Below are 13,662 nucleotides of genomic sequence, written 5' to 3'. Positions count from 1 at the left end.
CCGAGGCGAGGTCCGGGCTCTTGTAGACGGTGACGATGGTGTCCATCACCTCGGTAAGCGTGGTGCGCTTGTCCTCGGGCGCCGCGATCAGGAGTTGCAGGCCCCAGGCGGCGTAGAGGTCGACCAGCGCCTGGCTGTTGCGCACGTCGAGCTTCGAGAACGCCTCGTCGAGCAGGCACAGGCCGAAGCCCGGGTTCTCGTCGCCCGGCCGGTCGCCGGGATAATACGCGCTGGCGAGCGAGGCGGCGATCGCCACGTAGAACGGCGCCTGCGCCTCGCCGCCCGATCCGCGCAGCGCCCGGCTCGACATGGTGGTGCGGTTGCCGGCCGCGTCCCGCATCCCGATCTCGTAGACGAAGTAGTTGCGGTAGTCGGCGAGCCGCGCGGCGTCCTCGGCGCCGGCGATCAGCGCCGTGACCTCGGCGAGCGCCGCCGCCATCGGCCCCTCGCCGTCGGTGGGCAGCAGCGCCTGGCCTGCGTCCGGCGAGCGCGCGACGGCGGTGGCGAGCGCGTGGACCGCGGCGTAGCGGCGGTCGACCACCGCCTCGAAGGCGTAGGTCTGGCCGGTGAACCGCTGGGTCGAGAGCCGCTCGTTGAGGGCGTCGAGCCGCGCGCGCGCGCGCTCGAACTTGTCGGCGAGCCGCGTCAGCAGGTCCTCGGTCATCAGGCGGCGCATCTCGTCGGTCGCCCGCTCGGCCTGGACGCGGTAGCGGCGCAATTCGTGCCCCGCGACCGCGTCGTGCTCGCGCCGGACCCAGGCGTAGCCCAGCGTCGCGGACTGGTCGGCCCGGCCGCCGTCGCCGCGCCCGAGCGGGTTGTCGATCCGCCACTGGGCGCAGTACTCGGCGAGATCGCGCTCGGCGGCGCGCCCGTGGGAGCGCGCGCGCTCCGCGGCCTCCTGCGCGAGGCTTCTTTCCGCCGATGCCGCGGCCGAGATCGCCTTCGCGTCCAGACCGATCAGCTCGGCCCGGATCGCGACCGCGGGCGCGGCCGTCTCCCCGCGCAGCAGGCGGATGCGCAAGCCGTCTCCGCCGGCCAAGCGGTGCAGCGCGCCGCGCCGCGCCGCGAAGGCCGCCCGCGCCGCCTCGCGGCCGGCAGCGAGGCGCGCCCTCAGCCCGGCTTCCTCGGCGAGCAGGCCGTCGAGCTTCGGCTCCAGCACCTCCGAGAGTTCGCGTAAGTACGCGATGCGCTCGGTGGCGAGCGCCCGGATCGCCTCGGCGAGCCCCGCGGTGTCGCGCCCCTCGATCGCCGCGCGCTCGGTGCCGAGCGTCCGGCGCCGGCCCTCCAGGCCGTCGACCTCGTCGCGCAACGCATCGCAATCCTCGATACCGCGGGCGATCCGCGCCCGGATCGCGGCCGCAATGCGCGCGGCTTCCCGCAGGACCACGGCCTCGTCGCGCAGGCGCTTGGCTTGCGTCACCGCCGCCTCGTGGTTGCGGCGGCCCTCGGCGGTGGGCCCGCGCAGCCCGCGGGTCATCAGCAGGTCGACCGAGCGGGTCACCGAATAGGCCATCCCGGCGGTGGTGCGCCCGCTCGGCGCCACGGCGCGGCTCATCCGCCTCAGCTCGGCGTCGTCGCGGGCGAGGTCGTAGCCGCCGAGGCGCACCCCGAGGAAGGCGGCGGCGTGGGGATCGTCGGTCTCGATCACCGAGAGCGGCCCGTCGTCGAAGCGCGGCGCCCGCTGCTGCGCGGTGTCGGTGGTCTTCACCAGGATGCAGCGGCTGAACCGGTCGCGGTTGCCCTGAAGCACGCCGAGCGCCTCTTCCAGGCGGTCGGGCGGCACCACCAGCGCCTCGCGCGCCCGGCCGAGCAGGCCCTCGAGCGCCGGGCCCCAGTGCGGATCGACGATCTCGGCAAGCTCGCAGACCGGCACCGCGTCGATGTTGCGCCGCGCCAGTTCGGTCCGGAAGGCCAGGGTGTCGGACGAGAGCCGCGCCCCATGGCCCGCGGCCGGGGCGGGGGCCGAACGCTCGGCCTGCGCCTCCTGCGCGCGGGCCTTCAACGCCGTGTCCTCGGCGGCGCGGTCCAGCGCCTCGTCGAAGTCCGGCAGCCGTAGGAGGCCCTCGATCAGGGCGGGGAGGGGGCCGTCGGCGCACAGGGTCTCCTCGGGCGGCGCCTCGCGGCGCAGGCCGGAGCGGGCGCAGGCCTCGGCCAGCCGCGCCGCCTGGGGCGCCACCTGCCGCAGCACCGGGGCGACGGCGTCGAGCTTGCCCATCTGCCCGACCAGGCCGACGAGGTCGGCCACGCGCCCGGCGAGGTCGCGCCGGTCGCGCTCCAGCATCGACAGGCCGAGGGTCGCGGCGGCGAGCCGGCCGTCGCCGGCTGCGCCGACGACCAGCGCCTTCTTCTCCGCGATCTCGCCGTCGATCTCGCGGACGAAGCCGCGGCTCGTGGCCACGCTCGCGCGGGCGATGCGCAGCGCGTCGGCGCCCGCCCGCAGGCGGCCGCGGAGGACGACGAGGTCGTGGCAGCGCCGCCGCAGCTCGGCGCTCGCGGCGCGGGCCTCGTGGAGGCCGGCGGCGAGCACCCCGTCGGCCCAGGCTTCGTAGCGCGCCGCGAGGCGTCCGAGCCGGACGAGCTTGGCCTCCAGCTCCGCGATCGTCTCCAGCAGCCGGCGCCAGTTCTCGACCGACTGGCGCACGCGGGCCACGTCGAGGGGCTCGGGATCGAGGACGAAGCCGCGCACGAAGGCGCTCGAATCGAAGATCGGCTTGAACGCGACGGCGTTCGAGAAGGTGCGCAGGAAGTGGCGCGGATCGGGCGCCGGCGCGCCCTCGCGCAGCGTGGCCAGCACCTCCGCCGTGAAACGCTCGCCCGACGCGCGGAACTCCTCGAACCGCTCGGCCCGCGCGCGGAGGTGCCCGGCGATCTCGGCCCAGGGCGCGGTGAAGCTGCCCTCCGGGGTGGTGCGGCGGTAGTCGCCGACCTCGAAGCGGTGGCCGGTGGCGATGAAGCGGGAGAGCACCTCCTCCTTCGGGTCGGTGGCGCGCGCCGCCAGCGCCAGCCCGAAGGAGACGATGCGGCCGCTCATCGCGTTCTCGAAGACGAGGGCGATGACGGTCTCGCACGCCTCCCGCGTCGGGCGTCCGCCCTCGGCCGGGTCGCTGATCCAGCCGAGGCAGTAATCGCGCACGGTGCGGGCGCTGCGGCCCGAGGCGGAGGCGTTCAGCGCAAGACGGCTGGCGTTGTTGCCGGCGAGCACGGTGCCGACGGCGTCGAAGATCGTCGACTTGCCCGCCCCCGTCGGGCCGACGAGCGCCGTCGCGCCGCGGATGCGGATCTGCTCGCGCCGGACGAGGTACCAGTTCGAGAGGGCGATGTCGGTGAGGCGGTACACCGGGCTCGGGTCCGTCCGAAGGGATGCGAGGGCGCCCAGTTGGCCGCAGGCGCCGGGAGACGCAAGGGCGCCCACGCCACGCCCGCCGCCGCGGGGCGTCCGGCCGGCGCGATCGGGACAAAGGCGGGCACCGGGCCGGGCGTCAGCCCTCGGCGGCGTCCGACCAGGCCCGCAGGCGTTCGAGCCACGCATCGGAGGCGAGCACGAGGATGCCGGGCAGCACGCCGAGCGGGGTGACGCGCTCGGTCCGGTCGCGCTCGCCCAGCCGCAGGGCGCCGCGGCGCGCGAACAGCCGCAGGATCTCGATCAGCCGCGCCTCCTCGGGCGGATCGCTGCGGGCGGCGGTGCGGATGCGCTCGGCGAGGTCGTCGGTGGTGCAATCGAGCACGCCGTTGGTGGAGACGCGGTGGTCGCGCAGGCCCTCCTCGTAGGCGAGCCGCAGCGCCAGCAGCACCAAGGTCTCGTCCTTGCGCAGGCGCTCGGCGGCGATGTCGTGGCGCGGCCCATCCGCTTGAAGCGTCAGCGAGACCATCTGGTCGCGGTGCGAGACGGCGAGCGCGTAGCCGAGGCAGGCGAAGTAGTCGGAAAAGAACGGGGCGTAGTGCCGGGCAAGCTCGTAGCTGCGGCCGATGCCGGGGGTGTTTACGTAGATCACCTGGGCCTTGAGCAATACGGCGAGCGCCCGGGTCAGTTCCTCCGCGTCGGGCGCCCGCGCCCCGGGCGGCGGCGGCTCGTCGCCGTCGACGATGCCGCGGAACGGCTCAAGCATGCCGGCCGCGGGGTGCGTCCCCGGCCGTCCGGCGGATCGTGAAGTCCGGGCAGTCGAGCCAGCCGTTCGACACGCGGCCTCCCGCGCACCCTTCCGCGCACCCTTCCGCGCGCGCGACGGCGTAGCGGCCGGCTAGTCCGCCCTCGAACAGCACGTCGATCTCGCGCAGGCGCTGGAAAACCACGAACGCGTCGACATCCGTCACCACGACCTCGGAACCGCGCAGGGTGCCGTCGGGCCCGAGATGCCGGTCGAGGAAGGCGGCCATCGTCTCCGGCGTCACGGTGGTGCGGCGGCGGAAGGCGGCCTTGGCCGCGACGAGGGCCTCGATCGCCGGGTCGGCGCGCAGCTCCGGCAGGGCCTCGGCCTCGATCGGGACCTTGCGCCCGCGCGGCGCCGCGAGGTGGGCCGGGCCGATCGGCGGGCGCAGCAGCGAGATCGCGGGTGCCACGTCCGGCGGCTCCGCGGCCGCGCCGACCGCGCGGAGCGCCGCGGCGGTGCGCGCGATGCCGTCCGAATCCGGCCGGTCCATGGATCGCAGGGCCGCCGCGATCCGCCGCTCCATCCGCGCGACCACGTCGTCGACCGCGTCGAGGTGGCGGTCGAGGCCCTCGAAGATCGACAGGATCTGCGCGAGGTCGCCGCGCGCCGCGCGCTCGGCGGCCGTCGCGTCGGCGGCGCGGCCCTCGCGGAGGATGCCCGCGGCCAGCGCCCGGATCAGCAGCGGGTCGCGCAGCGCCCGGCCCGCCTCGCGCACGATCGCCGAGCGGAAGCGGAACGGGTTGAAGCGGGTGTGCAGCGTGCGGTAGTCGCTGATCAGGTGGCGCGCGACGAAGTCCTCGAAGTACAGGCGGAAGGCCGCGCGCATGTCCGCCTCGCGGAGGATGCGCGCCTCGATCTTGCGCATCGCGCCGGCCAGCCCCCGCACGTGGCCGAGGAAGGCCCGCGCCGCGCGCGCCGCGTTGCCCAGCGCCTCGGAGCGGTCGCCGGGGTTGGCGATCGCGCTCTCCAGGCTGCCGAGCACGTCGAGGATCGCGCCGCCGTAGGAGCGGGTCTCGCCCCGCTCGATCCGCGACAGCTCGTCGAGCAGCAGCCGCGCCTCGGGGTCGAAATCGACCACCGACACGTAACGCTCGCGCCGCTCGATCAGCCAGCCGGCGTCGAGGAAGCGCCGGTAGAGGGCCGAGCGGCGCTCGACCAGATCGGTCGGCACCGGCTCGTCGTCCGATTGTTCGGCGAGCGCCCAGTCGGCGGAGAAGTCGCCGATCGCGGCCAGCAGGTCCCCCTTGCGCACCGGGTCCGGGCTCGCGCCCATGACCCGGCGGTGCAGGTGCAGCAGCAGGGCCGCGTTGAAGGCCCGGCTCGGCGCGGCCAGCGGCCGGAACAGGTCGTCGGGGAGCTGCGCGAACAGCATTCTTTCGGGACTTTCGCGTTCGCGCAGCCGGGACGTTACTTCGCGCCCAGAAGCTCGACGTCGAAGATCAGCGTCGCGCCGGGCGGGATGAGGCCGCCGGCGCCGCGGGCGCCGTAGCCGAGCTCGGCCGGGATCACCAGGGTGCGCTTGCCCCCGGTCTTCATGGTGGCGACGCCGAGGTCCCAGCCCTGGATCACCTGGCCGGCGCCGAGCGTGAAGGTGAAGGGCTGGTTGCGGTCGCGCGAGGAATCGAACTTCTTGCCTTTCTTGCCGGCCTCGTCCAGCCAGCCGGTATATTGCACGGTCACCTTCTGGCCGGCCTTCGGCTCGGGACCGGTGCCGACGACCTCGTCCTGATACTTCAGGCCGGACGGCAGGGTGGTGTAGTCGGCGTTGGCGGCAATGGTCATGGCGATCAGCACGGCTCCGGCGATGGGGAGAAGGTAGCGAGGCATCGGTCCTCCGTCGGGCCGAGCCTCTGTCGGGCCGCCCGTCGGGGAGCCTCTTAACAGGCCGGCCGGGGGCGAGGCCAGCCGGAGCGTTTTCCGCCCGTGGCGCGTTCCCGTCGCATGCAACCGACCGCCAAGGACTGGGACGCGCGGGTCACGCGCCTCTCACAGAAACTGCCCGACCGCTTGAGGCGCGCCGTCGACTGGCTGCGCGAGCCCTCGCGGATCTGGCTGCGGCTCGCCGCCGCGTTCCTGTTCATCCTCGGCGGGATCTTCTCGATCCTGCCGGTGCTCGGCCTGTGGATGCTGCCGCTCGGGCTGGCGCTCCTGGCGCAGGACGTGCCCTGGCTGAAGGTGCCGCTCGAAAAGGCCGCCCGCTGGATCGAGGCGACGTGGAACGACGTCGTCGCATGGTGGCGGCGGCGTCAGAACCGGTAGGTGAGGTTGCCCCGCGCGCCGTGGTCCTGGACGCGAGCCCCGACCTGGCCGGCATAGGACAGGCCGAGCGTGGTCGCGGGCAGCACGATCCAGCTCAGGCCGGCCTCCAGCACGAGGGCGCCGCGGTCGATCGGTGCGCCGCGGGTGAGGGCCTGGACGCCGCCGGCGTCGAAGGCCAGCAGGGCTGCCGGCGTCATGTCGCCGAAGGCGGCCCGGTACCCGAGAAGGCCGCGGAGGAGCAGCGGCAGGCCGCCGACAAGCCCGTCGATCCGCGCCTCCATCCGCACGCCCACCGTCGCGGTGGCGAGCGTGGTGTCGCGGGCGGCACCGCGCAAAGCCGCCGCGCCGCCGGATTCCGCGAACGCATCCTGCGCAACCGTGATCACCGCGCCGCCGGCGAACGGCTCCAGCGTCAGGCCGTCGAGGTCCATCCGGTAGCCGACCTCGCCGAACCCCTGCGCCACGCTGCCGCCATAGGCGGCGCGCGCCGTGTCACGGAAGCCCGCGAAGGCGACGCCGCGCCGGGTCTCGGTGTCGCCGACGCCGTAGAGGCCGCCGACCCGGAGATCGAGGGCGCCGAGCCCGATCCCGGCATAGACCGAGCCGAAGCCGGTCTCGACCGTGCCGGAGGAACCGCGCAGCGGGATGTCGAGGGCGGTGTCGGTGTAGCCGGCGGCGGCGCCGACGCGGATCGCCTCGGTCGCGGCGACGTCGCCGCCGATGACGAGCCCGGCGGGTGTCGCGCCGGAGCGCGGCGGCGTTGCCGTCCGAGGCCGTGCGCCCGAAGCCGCCGAAGCCCTGGCCCCAGATCCCGACGACGCGCTGGTCGAGGCCGCCGGGGCCGAGGCCGCTGCCGCATTCCGGCACCGCGTCGAGCGGCACGGTCGTGACCTGGCCGCGCGGCGGCGCGAGGCCGACGCTGCCGGGGGTGCAGGTCAGCCCGGCGCCGTCCGACCAGCGCATCCGGTCGAGGATCGCCTCGCGGACGGTCGCGCCGGTCTCGACCAGCGCGGTCACCGCGCTCGCGTGGACCTCGCCCGAGAGCGCATCGAAGGCTTAGCGTGCCTGCCCCGTCGAGAGCGGACCGACAGCGTCGTAGACCGCGTTGCCGGCGCCGAGCGACTGGGCGCGGCGCCCGGCAGCGACGCCGTTGACGGTCGCGCCGGCGGTGTCGAAGCCGAGGTCGTTGCGGGTCAGGCGCAGTTGCACCGCGTCGGCGGCGTAGACGAGCGTCGGCGTGAGAAAAGCGAAGTTCGACGTGACGTTCGCGAAGCGCCCGTCCACGCCGCCGGCCGCGCTCAGGATCGTGTAGGTGGTGTTCGCGCGGTAGGCGCCGGCCTGCGCCTGCACGTCGACGAGGCCGCCGCGCAGCGTCGCGGTGCCCCCGGCGCCGATGCGGTCGCTGTTGCCGGCGGCATCCGCCCTGACCTGGAAGGTGGAGCCGGCCTCGAACAAGACGTTGCCGTCGGCGCTCAGCGTGCCGATGCCGTCGAGGCCCGGCGCGGCGCGGCCGCCGCTGCGCAGACTGAGGCCGCCGAGCGTGCCCGTGCCCTCGATCGCCGCCCCGGAGGCCACGCCGACATCGGCCTGCCCGAGATGGCCGCTCACCCGCAGGCGTCCCGCCGCGACGGTGACGGAGCCCGAGAACGGGCTGTCGCCGGTCAGGTCGAGGCGGCCGGCGCCGGCCTTCACGAGGCTGCCGTGCCGTCGAGGACGCCGGAGAACACGGAATCAACGCCGCTGCCGCCGGTGGTCAGCGTCGCGCCGCCGAGCGAGACCCGGCCGTTGCCGTCGAGCGCGCCGACGGTCTGGCCGTAGCCGGCGAGGTCGAGGATGCCCGTTCCGGTGACGAGGAGCGCGTTGCCCGAGGGGAGTGCGTTCGCGATGCCGGCACGCAGGGTGCCGCCGGTCACCGACGTGGCGCCGGCATAGGTGTTGGCCTGGTTCAGCACCGCGGTGTCGGTGCCGCCCTTCACAAGGCTGCCCGATCCCGTGAGCACCGCATCGACGGTGCCGCCCTGCAGGCCGAAGATCGTCCCGCTGAGCGTGCCGTTGCGGATCGTGCCCGCGGTCAGCACCACCGGGCCGGCGCCCTGGGCGGTGCCGCCGAGATCGAGGGTGCCGCCCTGGACGACAAGGGCCGCGTTCGACGCCCCGAGCCGCCCGCCCGGCACGAGCAGGAGCGTGCCGGCATCGACGCGGGTGCCGCCCGAGACGTCGTTGGCGCCCGACAGCGTCACGGTGCCGGCGCCGGACTTGACGAGCGGCGCGCCGCCGGTCTGGACGGCGTCGATCGCGCCGGACTGCACGTCGTAGACCGAGCCGCGCAGCGTGCCGTTGGCGATCACGCCGCCGGTCAGCCGGACGAGGCCGACGGTCTGCGTCGTGCCGCCGAGGTCGAGCCGTCCGCCGGAGACGACGAGGGCGCCGTCGCCCGCGCCCAGCGTGCCGGGGGAGGCCGTCGCGAGGCCGCCGGCACCATCGATCGGGCTCGCGAGGGCGACGTCGTCCGGCCCGTCGCAGCCGGTCCCGCCCGCGGTCGCGGCACAGGCCGCGTGCGCCGGCGCCGGGCTCGCCACGGTCGCGAGCACGGCCCCGTGGATCAGCGGAAGCAGGGCCGTCGCGGCGAGGAAACGCTGACGTTTGGCGTGAGGCATGCGACCCATCCGAAGGCGCGTGACGGCGGCCCGGCGGCCGCGCGGCTGCGCGCCCGCCGGTCGCGGTGCCGGGGAGGCGGCACGGGGACGCGGTGAAGACAGGAGGCTTTTGCCCGGGGAACGCTTAACGGCGCCTCAACCATGCCAAAGAAAATCAATCCCCGGTTGTATTTTTCGTCCGGCGCGGCGGCCGGCCCCGCGCGGCCCCAAGGCGCGGACCGTCTTAGACTTCCCGGCATCCGCGGGTTAGGAGGATCGGGTCCCCACCTGAGGCGCCATGAGCAAGCCGAAGCCCCTGACCAGCGCGCTCCTCGACCCGGAAAAGCGCGCCGACGACGTCGATCAGACCATCCGCCCGTTGAGCCTCGCCGAGTTCATCGGCCAGCGGGCGGCGCGCGCCAACATGGAGATCTTCATCCAGGCGGCGAGGATGACCGGCCAGGCACTCGACCACGTCCTGTTCGTCGGGCCACCGGGCTTGGGCAAGACGACGCTCGCGCAGATCGTGGCGCGCGAGCTCGGCGTGAACTTCCGCTCGACCTCCGGCCCGGTGATCGCCAAGGCCGGCGACTTGGCGGCCCAACTCACCAACCTGGAGGAGCGCGACGTTCTCTTCATCGACGAGATCCACCGCCTCAACCCGGCAGTCGAAGAGATCCTCTACCCGGCGATGGAGGATTACCAGCTCGACCTGATCATCGGCGAGGGGCCTGCCGCCCGCTCGGTGAAGATCGAGCTGCCGAAGTTCACGCTGGTCGGCGCCACCACCCGCGCCGGGCTGCTGACGACGCCCTTGCGCGACCGCTTCGGCATCCCGATCCGGCTGGAGTTCTACGACATCGACGAGCTGCAGCTCATCGTCGCCCGCGGGGCGCGGGTGCTCGGGCTCGGCATGTCCGACGACGGCGCCAACGAGATCGCCAAGCGGGCGCGCGGCACGCCGCGCATCGCCGGGCGCCTGCTGCGGCGGGTGCGCGACTTCGCGGTGGTGGCCGAGGCGCCGACCGTGACGCGGGCCATCGCCGACCGGGCCCTGAAGCTGCTTGACGTCGATCCGGTCGGCCTCGACGTGATGGACCGCAAGTACCTGACGATGATCGCCAAATCCTTCGGCGGCGGCCCGGTCGGCATCGAGACGATCGCCGCCGCGCTGTCGGAACCCCGCGACGCGATCGAGGACATCATCGAGCCCTACCTGATCCAGCAGGGCTTCGTGCAGCGCACGCCCCGCGGCCGGGTGCTGACGCCGCACGCCTTCAAGCACATGGGCTTCGCGATCCCGAAACGCGATCCGGCCGTGCAGTTCGGGCTGTTCGCGGGCGGTGAGCCAGAGGCGTGATGCCTGCGCGAAGGTCGCCGGTGCGTATCACGCGGCGGTCGATCCTGACCGGCCTCGGCGCCACGGCGCTCGCCGGCCTCTCGGGCGCCGCCTACGGCATCGGCATCGAGCCGATGCGCCTCACCGTCACCAGCTACGTGATCCGGCCGCTCGGCTCCTGGCCCGCGGCGCTCCGCCTGCGCCTCGTCGCCGTGTCGGACGTTCATGCCTGCGAGCCGTGGATGAGCGCGGCCCGCATCGCGGGCATCGTCGAGACCGTCAACGGGCTCGGGGGAGACGTCGTCGTGCTGCTCGGCGATTACGTGGCCGGCACTCGCCTCGTCACCCGCTTCGTCGATGCCGCGGAATGGGCGCCCGTGCTCGGAGCCTTGCGCGCGCCGCTCGGGACCCACGCGATCCTGGGCAACCACGACTGGTGGGAGGACCGCGGCGCGCAGAAGCGCGGCGGCGGGCCGACCATCGCGGGCGACGCCCTCGGGCGCGTAGGCATCCGCGTGCTGGAGAACGAGGCGGTTCCCCTCGATCTTCGCGGCGAACGGATCTGGCTCGCCGGCCTCGGCAACCAGATCGCCCTGCTGCCGGGGCGGCGCAGGTTCGGTCATCCGCGCATCGGCGTCGATGACCTCGCCGGCACGCTGGCGCAGATCCCCGACGGGGCGCCGGCGATCCTGCTGGCGCACGAGCCCGACATCTTCCCCAAGGTCCCGGCCCGCATCGCCCTCACGCTCTCCGGGCACACCCACGGCGGGCAAGTGCGGCTCTTCGGATATGCCCCTGTCGTACCCTCGCGCTTCGGCAGCCGCTACGCCTACGGCCATGTCCGCGAACAGGCCGACCTCGTGGTCTCCGGCGGCCTCGGAATGAGCGGCGTTCCGGTCCGGATCGGGGCGACGCCCGAGATCGTCGTGGTCGACCTCGTCGGAGCCGCAGCAGTATAGCGACTCCGGTCCATACCGTGCCGGACGCTCACCCATGCGATCAGTGCATGCTTGACGACCGTCTCTGGAAGCGCGTCGGGCCTCGCTTTCCAACCGAAACGTCCGCAACGCCATGTCTTGTCGATGAAAAACCCTATCGGCGTCCCGTCCTGACATCGGTGCGAGGACGGACGTGACCGCGGCGATATGCAGACAAAGCAGGTCTGCGTAGGGGTGGGGCGCCGGAACAGGCCGGGACGGCAAGGGTTGAGACGGCAACCGCACGCGGCCTCGACGCTGCGGCGCACCATCAAGGAACTGGTTCAACATGAAGCGTACCGCCACCTTCGCCCTCGTCGGCCTCTCGCTCGCCGCGCTGACCGCCCCCGTTCTCGCCCAGGACGCCCTCCCGATCCGGGTTTCGCCGTTCGAGCGCGGCATCGGCACCGCAGGCACCGACACCCCCGAATTCCGCGCCGAGGCCCTGCGCTCCGATGCCGTGAGCATCGAGGCGAGCCGCATCGCCCTGGAGCGTTCGCGCAACCGCCAGGTCCGCAGCTACGCCAGCCGCGTGCTGGTCGAGCGCGAGGCCACCACCAAGGCACTGCTGCCCGAGGGTGCCTCGCTCAGCCGCGGCGGCACCGTCGTCTCCGACCGTCAGGGCATCGAGACCCGCCTCGACAACCCCGTCGGCCTCGTGCTGGCGCCGGTGACGATCGCTGCGAACATCGGTACCGGCATCGTCGGCGGCGTGCTCGGCGGCGTCGGCCTCATCGACAACAGCCCGACCGAGCCCGGCCGCCGCGTCGCGATCGGCGCGAACGGCCAGGACCGCATCGAGCGCCTGAAGTCGGCCCGCGCCGGCCGCGACTTCGACCGCACCTACGTCGCGCAGCAGGCCCGCTCCGACGCCCGCACGCTGGCCCTGTACGAGACCTATGCGCGCAACGGCGACGACGCGACCGGCCGCCGGTTCGCCAACGAGGCGCTGCCCTACATCGCCGACGAGCACGGCCGCTCGGCAACACTTGCCGACCGCATCGGCGGCTGATCCGTAAGCGGTCCGCGCGGGCCGTTCGCGACGAACGAGAAGGGCCGTCCCCTGCCGGGCGGCCCTTCTTCGTGCCGGCGCCGGACCGGCCCCGTCGCACGTGGCGGACGCGGCCCGTCCGGGGCATCATCGCGTTCGCGGGTGCCGGCGGCGCGGCATCCGAACGGAGGACGGTCCGGACGTGAGCGAACCGATCCCGGGTGCGGCCCACGCACTGCCCGTGCGGGTGTATTACGAGGACACCGACTTCTCGGGCTTCGTCTACCACGCGAGCTACCTGCGCTTCATGGAGCGCGGGCGGACCGAACTGCTGCGCGGGCTGGCGGGCGACCAGTCCGACCTGCACCGCGTGGCCGGCGGCCTGGTCTTCGTCGTGCGGCGCATGGAGATCGACTATCTCCGGCCGGCCCGGATGGACGATGCCCTGACGATCCTCACCGCGACCCGCGACCTGCGCGGCGCGTCGATGCACCTGCATCAGGAGGTGCGCCGCGGCGAGGCGGTCCTCGTCCGAGCCGCGGTGGTGGTCGCCTGCGTCCGCGAGGGCCGCGCGATCCGGCTTCCCGACGCCCTGCGTCGGGCGTTGACGCCCGCAACCAATCCTTAACCTTGCCGGCGGCTTGTGCGGAGTGCGAAGCCCGGCCGCGCGTGCACCGCACCCGGCCCTTACTTTCGACAGATTCGAGCGCGATTCCCCTTGAATTCGCTCGATGATTTCGGATCGGGCGCGTGGTCCCCCGGGCCGTCGCGCCGCTGCCGTCGAGACGTTCGAGGACGAGGCTCATGAACCCAGCCGATGCGATGCAGGCGGTCCAGGCCGCGCCCGCCGCCGACATGACGCTGCTCGGGCTGTTCCTCCAGGCCCACCTCGTCGTGAAGGTGGTGATGCTGGGGCTGCTCGGCTCCTCGATCTGGTGCTGGGCGATCATCGTCGACAAGACGCTGCTGTTCCGCCGCACCCGGGAGGAGATGGACGCGTTCGAGGACGCGTTCTGGTCGGGCCGCTCGCTGGAGGAGCTCTACCGCTCCTTCAACGACCGCCCGGCCACCGGCCTCGCCGCGCTGTTCGTGGCCGCCATGCGCGAGTGGAAGCGTTCGTTCGAGGGCACCGGCCGGCAGATCCAGTCGCTGTCGCAGCGCATCGACAAAGTGCTCGACGTGACGATCCAGCGCGAGGTCGAGCGGCTCGAAGGCCGCCTGCTGTTCCTGGCCTCGATCGGCTCGGCCGGCCCGTATATCGGCCTGTTCGGCACGGTCTGGGGCATCATGACCGCCTTCACCTCGATCGCGG

The 13,662-nt window shown here is 73.7% G+C and carries 14 protein-coding genes; 7 read left to right on the top strand and 7 right to left on the bottom strand.

Going from position 1 to position 13,662, the window contains the following annotated elements; all coding sequences use genetic code 11:
• From ACFE86_RS16340 to ACFE86_RS16325, 4 genes are all read right to left on the bottom strand, one after another.
• Positions 1 to 3,337, bottom strand: a 3,337-nt coding sequence (locus ACFE86_RS16340; protein ID WP_375456384.1) for an SbcC/MukB-like Walker B domain-containing protein, incomplete at its 3' end; no start/stop codon positions are given.
• Positions 3,338 to 3,479: 142 nt separating this feature from the next.
• Complete coding sequence (locus ACFE86_RS16335) at positions 3,480 to 4,106, bottom strand: DUF4194 domain-containing protein (protein ID WP_375456383.1); 627 nt, start codon at positions 4,104 to 4,106, stop codon at positions 3,480 to 3,482.
• Complete coding sequence (locus tag ACFE86_RS16330) at positions 4,099 to 5,520, bottom strand: Wadjet anti-phage system protein JetA family protein (protein ID WP_375456382.1); 1,422 nt, start codon at positions 5,518 to 5,520, stop codon at positions 4,099 to 4,101. The genes ACFE86_RS16335 and ACFE86_RS16330 overlap by 8 nt, the downstream gene beginning before the upstream one ends.
• Positions 5,521 to 5,555: 35 nt before the next feature.
• Positions 5,556 to 5,975 carry an FKBP-type peptidyl-prolyl cis-trans isomerase gene (locus ACFE86_RS16325; RefSeq protein WP_375456381.1) on the bottom strand — a complete coding sequence of 140 codons (420 nt, stop codon included), beginning with the start codon at positions 5,973 to 5,975 and terminating at the stop codon, positions 5,556 to 5,558.
• 114 nt (positions 5,976 to 6,089) lie between these two features.
• Between ACFE86_RS16325 and ACFE86_RS16320 the strand changes: the two genes are divergently transcribed.
• Positions 6,090 to 6,407: a hypothetical protein gene (locus ACFE86_RS16320; RefSeq protein WP_375456380.1), complete on the top strand. Its 318-nt coding sequence runs from the start codon at positions 6,090 to 6,092 to the stop codon at positions 6,405 to 6,407.
• Here ACFE86_RS16320 and ACFE86_RS16315 read toward each other — a convergent pair.
• Positions 6,395 to 7,099 (bottom strand): autotransporter outer membrane beta-barrel domain-containing protein, encoded by a 705-nt coding sequence (locus ACFE86_RS16315; protein WP_375456385.1) that lies wholly within the window; start codon positions 7,097 to 7,099, stop codon positions 6,395 to 6,397. The two genes, ACFE86_RS16320 and ACFE86_RS16315, sit on opposite strands and share 13 nt — an antisense overlap.
• A gap of 44 nt (positions 7,100 to 7,143) precedes the next feature.
• Here ACFE86_RS16315 and ACFE86_RS16310 point away from each other — a divergent pair, with 44 nt between their 5' ends.
• A complete protein-coding gene (locus ACFE86_RS16310; protein ID WP_375456379.1) occupies positions 7,144 to 7,467 on the top strand; it encodes a hypothetical protein in 324 nt (107 codons plus the stop codon).
• On the opposite strand, the gene ACFE86_RS16305 is transcribed toward ACFE86_RS16310, so the two are convergent.
• Together ACFE86_RS16305 and ACFE86_RS16300 are read right to left on the bottom strand one after the other, a co-directional pair.
• Positions 7,464 to 8,099: an autotransporter-associated beta strand repeat-containing protein gene (locus ACFE86_RS16305; RefSeq protein WP_375456378.1), complete on the bottom strand. Its 636-nt coding sequence runs from the start codon at positions 8,097 to 8,099 to the stop codon at positions 7,464 to 7,466. The genes ACFE86_RS16310 and ACFE86_RS16305 overlap by 4 nt on opposite strands.
• The gene (locus ACFE86_RS16300; protein ID WP_375456377.1) at positions 8,096 to 9,064 is read right to left on the bottom strand and encodes an autotransporter-associated beta strand repeat-containing protein; all 969 of its coding nucleotides are present in this window, start codon (positions 9,062 to 9,064) and stop codon (positions 8,096 to 8,098) included. The genes ACFE86_RS16305 and ACFE86_RS16300 overlap by 4 nt, the downstream gene beginning before the upstream one ends.
• Positions 9,065 to 9,341: 277 nt before the next feature.
• On the opposite strand from ACFE86_RS16300, the gene ruvB reads away from it, so the two are divergent.
• The 5 genes from ruvB to ACFE86_RS16275 form a co-directional block, all read left to right on the top strand.
• The gene (ruvB, locus tag ACFE86_RS16295; RefSeq protein WP_375456376.1) at positions 9,342 to 10,403 is read left to right on the top strand and encodes a Holliday junction branch migration DNA helicase RuvB; all 1,062 of its coding nucleotides are present in this window, start codon (positions 9,342 to 9,344) and stop codon (positions 10,401 to 10,403) included.
• Positions 10,403 to 11,341 carry a metallophosphoesterase gene (locus ACFE86_RS16290; RefSeq protein ID WP_375456375.1) on the top strand — a complete coding sequence of 313 codons (939 nt, stop codon included), beginning with the start codon at positions 10,403 to 10,405 and terminating at the stop codon, positions 11,339 to 11,341. Before ruvB ends, ACFE86_RS16290 begins: the two co-directional genes overlap by 1 nt.
• Positions 11,342 to 11,648: 307 nt before the next feature.
• Positions 11,649 to 12,371, top strand: a complete 723-nt coding sequence (locus ACFE86_RS16285) for a DUF4142 domain-containing protein (protein WP_375456374.1) — start codon at positions 11,649 to 11,651, stop codon at positions 12,369 to 12,371.
• 181 nt (positions 12,372 to 12,552) lie between these two features.
• Positions 12,553 to 12,978: a tol-pal system-associated acyl-CoA thioesterase gene (gene ybgC, locus ACFE86_RS16280; RefSeq protein ID WP_375456373.1), complete on the top strand. Its 426-nt coding sequence runs from the start codon at positions 12,553 to 12,555 to the stop codon at positions 12,976 to 12,978.
• A gap of 176 nt (positions 12,979 to 13,154) precedes the next feature.
• On the top strand, positions 13,155 to 13,662 hold a 508-nt coding region (locus ACFE86_RS16275), incomplete at its 3' end, for a MotA/TolQ/ExbB proton channel family protein (protein ID WP_375456372.1).

Origin of the sequence: uncultured Methylobacterium sp. (assembly GCF_964244095.1) — a bacterium.
In the GTDB taxonomy this organism is placed as follows: Bacteria; Pseudomonadota; Alphaproteobacteria; order Rhizobiales; family Beijerinckiaceae; genus Methylobacterium.
This window is presented reverse-complemented; position numbering and strand designations above follow the sequence as displayed.

Excerpts from the sequence above, each read along its gene's own strand:
- ACFE86_RS16335 (WP_375456383.1), bottom strand. The coding sequence starts at position 4,106 with ATGCTTGAGCCGTTCCGCGGCATCGTCGACGGCGACGAGCCGCCGCCG.
- ACFE86_RS16320 (WP_375456380.1), top strand. The coding sequence starts at position 6,090 with ATGCAACCGACCGCCAAGGACTGGGACGCGCGGGTCACGCGCCTCTCA.
- ACFE86_RS16285 (WP_375456374.1), top strand. The coding sequence starts at position 11,649 with ATGAAGCGTACCGCCACCTTCGCCCTCGTCGGCCTCTCGCTCGCCGCG.
- ACFE86_RS16325 (WP_375456381.1), bottom strand. The coding sequence starts at position 5,975 with ATGCCTCGCTACCTTCTCCCCATCGCCGGAGCCGTGCTGATCGCCATG.
- ACFE86_RS16300 (WP_375456377.1), bottom strand. The coding sequence starts at position 9,064 with ATGCCTCACGCCAAACGTCAGCGTTTCCTCGCCGCGACGGCCCTGCTT.
- ACFE86_RS16330 (WP_375456382.1), bottom strand. The coding sequence starts at position 5,520 with ATGCTGTTCGCGCAGCTCCCCGACGACCTGTTCCGGCCGCTGGCCGCG.
- ACFE86_RS16290 (WP_375456375.1), top strand. The coding sequence starts at position 10,403 with ATGCCTGCGCGAAGGTCGCCGGTGCGTATCACGCGGCGGTCGATCCTG.
- ruvB (WP_375456376.1), top strand. The coding sequence starts at position 9,342 with ATGAGCAAGCCGAAGCCCCTGACCAGCGCGCTCCTCGACCCGGAAAAG.